Source organism: Acinetobacter sp. ANC_7511 (assembly GCF_056779975.1).
The window spans coordinates 1-5,433 of record NZ_JBWYIY010000036.1; the positions used below are offsets into that span (position 1 = coordinate 1).

The 5,433-nt window shown below is 41.2% G+C and carries 7 protein-coding genes; all 7 read right to left on the reverse strand.

Going from position 1 to position 5,433, the window contains the following annotated elements:
* The coding region (locus AC1M9L_RS14610) for a CoA-transferase (RefSeq protein ID WP_481592539.1) at window positions 1-178 on the reverse strand (178 nt) is incomplete at its 3' end.
* A 43-nt stretch (window positions 179-221) separates the two neighbouring features.
* Complete coding sequence (benE, locus tag AC1M9L_RS14615) at window positions 222-1,430, reverse strand: benzoate/H(+) symporter BenE (protein WP_180000663.1); 1,209 nt, start codon at window positions 1,428-1,430, stop codon at window positions 222-224.
* Window positions 1,431-1,486: 56 nt separating this feature from the next.
* Window positions 1,487-2,266 (reverse strand): 1,6-dihydroxycyclohexa-2,4-diene-1-carboxylate dehydrogenase, encoded by a 780-nt coding sequence (locus tag AC1M9L_RS14620; RefSeq protein ID WP_092768934.1) that lies wholly within the window; start codon window positions 2,264-2,266, stop codon window positions 1,487-1,489.
* Between the two features lie 13 nt (window positions 2,267-2,279).
* On the reverse strand, window positions 2,280-3,296 hold the full coding sequence (gene benC / locus AC1M9L_RS14625; RefSeq protein WP_481592537.1) for a benzoate 1,2-dioxygenase electron transfer component BenC: 1,017 nt from the start codon (window positions 3,294-3,296) through the stop codon (window positions 2,280-2,282).
* A gap of 90 nt (window positions 3,297-3,386) precedes the next feature.
* A complete protein-coding gene (gene benB / locus AC1M9L_RS14630) occupies window positions 3,387-3,890 on the reverse strand; it encodes a benzoate 1,2-dioxygenase small subunit (RefSeq protein ID WP_481592538.1) in 504 nt (167 codons plus the stop codon).
* Window positions 3,887-5,269, reverse strand: coding sequence for a benzoate 1,2-dioxygenase large subunit (gene benA, locus AC1M9L_RS14635; RefSeq protein WP_035270495.1), 1,383 nt, complete (start codon window positions 5,267-5,269; stop codon window positions 3,887-3,889). Before benA ends, benB begins: the two co-directional genes overlap by 4 nt.
* Before the next feature lie 74 nt (window positions 5,270-5,343).
* Window positions 5,344-5,433, reverse strand: a 90-nt coding sequence (locus AC1M9L_RS14640) for a hypothetical protein (protein WP_481592540.1), incomplete at its 5' end; no start/stop codon positions are given.

Below are 5,433 nucleotides of genomic sequence, written 5' to 3' on the forward strand. Positions count from 1 at the left end.
AATCACCATTACCTGCGTTGTTGTTGACGATCACTAAGTCTTTAATACCGAGTTCAATTAAGCCATCGATGAGTTCAGCAGGCTGACCTGCGGTACCAAACCCACCAATCATAATGGTTGAACCGTCTTTAATTTGGGAGAGGGCTTCGGTTAAAGACGCTGAGCTTTTATCAATCATAATCACTTCCTAAACAAACGATCTACATTTACCTTTAATATGATCAGGTCGATGTAGACGATGATGGGGTAGTATTTTGACGCTTCGTTAAAATCACGTGCGCTAAAATACCAATACAGATTCCCCAAAAAACTGAACTTAAACCTAAAAATTGCATGCCTGAAACAGTCGCCAAGAAAGTAAGGAGAGCTGCGTCACGATCCTTTTCTTGGAACATAGCAACGTGTAAATTTGTAGCAATAGCACCTAAAAGTGCTAAACCTGCTAATGCAGCAACAAGTTCTTTAGGCAGTAAGCTAAAAAGCATCACAATGCTGCCTGCAAATAAACCACCTAAAATATAGAAAATACCGTTCGCAATACCTGCGATATAACGTTTCTCTTTGAGCTCATGTGCATCTTTACCTGTACAGAGTGCGGCTGTTATTGATGCCAGGACAATGGTGATCCCGCCCACACAAGCAACAGCTAACGATGCGATACTGGTAGTGGTAATAATGGGTTTTGCTTGAATGTCATAGCCACTTAATTTCAAAATTGCCATGCCAGGTAAAAATTGACCAGAAAGGCTGACTAAAATAAGAGGTACTGCAAGATTTAGAAAAGAGTTAAGCGTCCACTCGGGCGCAATGAATTGGGGTATTGCAAGTGAAAACTCCATATTCACAGCATTGAATTTTCCGAGGACTAAACTCATGAAAATACCAGCTGCCAATACAAAAAGCATGGCATATCGAGGTGTTAAACGCTTAGCAATCAGATACGAAATAAGCATTCCAAACACAATATATGGCATGGTATTGGTCGCGGTAAAAAGACCAAATCCGAACTGACATAAGATACCCGCCATCATTCCTGCAGCCACTGATTGCGGTATCAAAGCCAATAGTTTGTCGAAATATCCGGTAATACCAATGATGAAAATCACTACAGCTGTAGTGATATATGCAGCAACTGCTTCATTCAGTGATATATCTGGAAAAAGTGTGACTAGCAGAGCAGTACCAGGTGCCGACCAAGCGGTAATGACAGGAACTTTAAATTTTATTGATAATAGAATTCCAGCTACAGCAGCACCAATTGAGATACCCCAAATCCATGAAATCATCATGTCTGGTGAAACTTGGGCTTGTTGTGCTGCTTGAAAGAAAATAATTAATGGTCCGGCATATGAAATCAATACAGCTAAAAAGCCGGCGACAGTGGCGGAAATAGACCAATCTTCTTTTAGTGTTTTAAACAGGGTTGCCATTGTATTTGCCTCCTTGCGTCAATGATCCTGTGAATTTAAAGAGTCCGTGATCAGGGTTAACCCTGATCACCACCACCTACAGGTACGACTGTGCCTGTAATGTATGAAGACTCATCTGAAGCAAGGAACAAAATAGCATTTACTTGTTCTTGAATAGTGCCATAGCGTTTCATGTAGCTGCGGTCAATTGTTTGATCAACCACTTCTTGCATCCAAGCTTGATCTTGCTCAGATAGTGGTGAAGTATTACGTGGAATTACACGTGGTGGAGCTTCAGTACCACCTGTAGCCACAGCATTGATGCGGATACCATCTTTAGCATGTGCAAATGCCATTGATTGAGTAAAACTATTTACACCACCCTTAGCCGCAGAATATGGAAGACGGTTAATTCCACATGTGGCGATAGATGATACATTCACGATCACACCAGATTTTTGGTGTTGCATGTGTGGTAAAACTGCACGACAACTCCATAAAGTAGGAAATAAAGAACGATTGATCTCTTTAATAATTTCCTCTTCAGAAAACTCTTCAAAAGGTTTCATCCAAATCGCACCACCAACATTGTTGATCAGCACATCAATTCGGCCAAAAGTCTCGATCGCTTTATTTACAACGGATTGTGCACCAGCATAGGTTTCAAGATCAGCTAAGACAGTAACACCTGTGCCACCTTGAGTCGTAATTTCTTCAAGTGTGGTCGTCACGTATTCAGCACGGTCAGCCAGTACAACTTTTGCACCTTCGCTAGCTGCTTGAAGAGCAACACCGCGACCGATGCCTTGAGCGGCACCAGTGACGATTACGATTTTATTTTCAAATCTTTGATTCATGTTCCTCTCCACTTTAATTCGCAGAGAATTTTTCGAATAAGAAGTTTGCAGGTTTAATGCCTTCAGCATCTAACCAACCACGAACTGCATCTACCATAGGAACAGGACCACAGAGGTAAACGTCTACATCACCACCGTTGAGCCATTCAGTTTCAATGTGACCTGTTACATAACCTTTACGTTCGTGTGCAGATTCTGGGTTTGCAACTACGGTACGGTATTCAAACCAATCAAGTTTTTCTTGAAGTTTGTTGAGTTCTTCAATAGCAACTAGGTCAAAGTCATTGGTTACACCAAAAACTAAACGTACTGGATGTTCAGAACCTTTTTCTTCTAATACTTGAAGCATCGACATAAATGGAGCAATACCTGTACCACCAGCAAGCATTACTACAGGGCGTAGTACATTACGTAAGTAGAAGCTACCAAATGGACCAGTGAATGTCATTTTGTCGCCGACTTTCGCTTCGCTGCTTAAGAAGCTACTCATCTTACCGTTAGGAACGTTACGAACAACAAAGCCGGTCAAACGGTTGCCTGGCTTAGAGCTGAAAGAGTATGAACGTGTTTCAGTTGATCCAGGAATACCTACATTTACATATTGACCAGCAAGGAAATTGATATCTGGCTGACCCTCGTCTAGTTGAATATCAAAGGTAATTGTAGATTCAGATAAGTTTTCTACACGAGAAAGTGTACCTTGATATTGATGAATTTGAGTTTTACATACATCAGATGATGCTTGAATTTGGAAAACTGCATCTGAAGTAGGACGGCACTGGCAAGCTAAGATATAGCCTTGCTCAGCCTCTTCTGGTGTAAGTGCATCTTCAATATAAGTTTCTTCAGGCATGTCATAGCTGCCAGACTCACAGAAAGCTCGACAAGTACCACATGCACCATCACGGCAATCCAGCGGAATATTAATCTTTTGACGATATGCAGCGTCAGAAAGCGTTTCGCCTTGTGCAACTGAAATAAATCGGGTTACGCCATCTTCAAATTGAAGTGCAACATTATGGTTTGACATGGCTGAATATCCTTTAAGAATCTTTTGAACAATTTTTTGGTGTAACTACCAAAATTCCATTTGGTAGTTACTGAACTTGTTATTTACTAATTACAGGTGATATACGTCGATTACTTGGTTGATGTAATCATTTTTAAGTACCACATATTTATTTAAAATTTGTGGTTTTTCACCAGACAAATCGATTTCGTAGCGTGACATGCCGAAGTAGCTGTACGACTTTTGGTAGCGGTAACTTAAAGTATTCCAGTTGAAACGAACAACAACCTTATCTTCATGACGTTCAAGAATTTCAATGTTGTTAATATTGTGGCTTGTACGTGTATCAGGCATTGTTGCAGAAGAGCGTTCAGTTTTGATGCGGAACACGCGGTCTTCTAAACCTTGACGATCTGGATAATAAATTAACGAGATTTCTGATTGAGGATCTTCAGTTAATGTATTGTAGTCATCCCAAGATGGCATCCAGAACGATGCTGTAGGTGCATAGCACTCTAACCACTCATCCCACTGTTCATCATCAAGTAGGCGCGCTTCTTTAAATAAGAACTGGCTCACTGATTCTAAAGTTGCTTCAAGATTCGCGTTACTCATGCGTTATCTCCTTGTTCAGCTAAAGCTTGTTCTGCTTTAATCGCACGTTTCATTTCTTCTAACCAATGTTGATGTTGCGCAAGGTATAAACCTTCGTCTTCAGTTTTAACGCCTGAAAGTTTAGGTTTTAGACCAATTTCGTTTGCTGCATCATCTGGGCCATTGATCCAATGCTTTGAGCCACGGCACATATCGTTCCACTCAAGTTCGATACCAGCATAACCTGCTTGACATGCACGGAATTCTTCTAAGTCATCTGGTGTCGCCATACCTGAAGCATTGAAGAAATCTTCATATTGACGAATACGGCGTGCGCGAGCTTCTGGCTCTTCACCTACAGGTGCGATGCAGTAAATTGTTACTTCAGTTTTATCGACAGCAATTGGGCGAAGTACACGGATTTGTGAACCGAACTGATCCATCAAATAAACGTTTGGATATAAGCAAAGGTTACGTGAGCGCTCGATCATCCACTTCGACATAGCAGGACCGAATTTCTCAGAGTATTCATCTGCTTTAGGGAAGTTAGGGCGGTCTTCAGGGTTAGCCCATTGTGTCCAAAGCAACATGTGACCATTTTCAAAACCGTAAGAACCACCGCCTTGTTTACCCCAAGATCCTGCGCTCATTGCACGGATATTGTCGCCAGCTTGTTTTTCTTTACGTTGTTGCGTAGTCGCAGCATAATTCCAGTGAACTGCAGATACATGGTAACCATCTGCACCATTTTCAGCAGTGAGTTTCCAGTTTCCTTCGTATGTATAAGTTGAGGCACCACGTAAAACTTCTAAACCTTGATCAGACTGACCCACGATCATATCGATAATTTTAGTCGTTTCACCTAAGAATTCTTCTAATGGCAAGACGTCTGGGTTTAAGCTACCGAATAAGAAGCCTTTATAACTTTCAAAACGTGCAACTTTCTTAAGATCATGTGATCCTTCTTTGTTAAAGCAGTCAGAATAACCTGCATCTGTTGGGTCTTTAACTTTTAAAAGTTTGCCTGAGTTATTGAATGTCCAACCATGGAATGGGCAAGTATAAGTAGCCTTATTACCACGTTTGTTACGGCAAAGTTGTGCACCACGGTGTGAACACGCATTGATCATTGCATTTAGCTCGCCTTGACGGTTACGAGCAATCACGATTGGCTGACGACCGATGTGTGTCGTGTAATAATCATTGTTATTTGGAATTTGGCTTTCGTGTGCCAAGTAAACCCAATTACCCTCAAAGATGTATTTCATTTCAAGGTCAAAAAGGGCTTGATCAGTGAAAACTGAACGATGAAGTTTAAACTCACCTGTCTCAAAGTTGTCTACAAGTAACTCATCAAGACGATCTAGATGGCTGGTATTAATTACAGGAATACGTGGCATGGACGTTCTCCGACTTTCCAAATTGAGGGGAAGTCATCGGGATAATTGACTTACCCCGATTCCGACTAATTGATTTAAGCTGATGCGCGGCGACGTTCAACTTCAGTAGAAGGCGCACCTTCAACGTCTTTTACTAATTCAATGTCAAATTGAATATGTTTGAA

Coding starts and splice junctions, on each gene's coding strand:
- benA (WP_035270495.1), bottom strand. CDS start 5,269: ATGCCACGTATTCCTGTAATTAATACCAGCCATCTAGATCGTCTTGAT.
- benE (WP_180000663.1), bottom strand. CDS start 1,430: ATGGCAACCCTGTTTAAAACACTAAAAGAAGATTGGTCTATTTCCGCC.
- benC (WP_481592537.1), bottom strand. CDS start 3,296: ATGTCAAACCATAATGTTGCACTTCAATTTGAAGATGGCGTAACCCGA.
- AC1M9L_RS14620 (WP_092768934.1), bottom strand. CDS start 2,266: ATGAATCAAAGATTTGAAAATAAAATCGTAATCGTCACTGGTGCCGCT.
- benB (WP_481592538.1), bottom strand. CDS start 3,890: ATGAGTAACGCGAATCTTGAAGCAACTTTAGAATCAGTGAGCCAGTTC.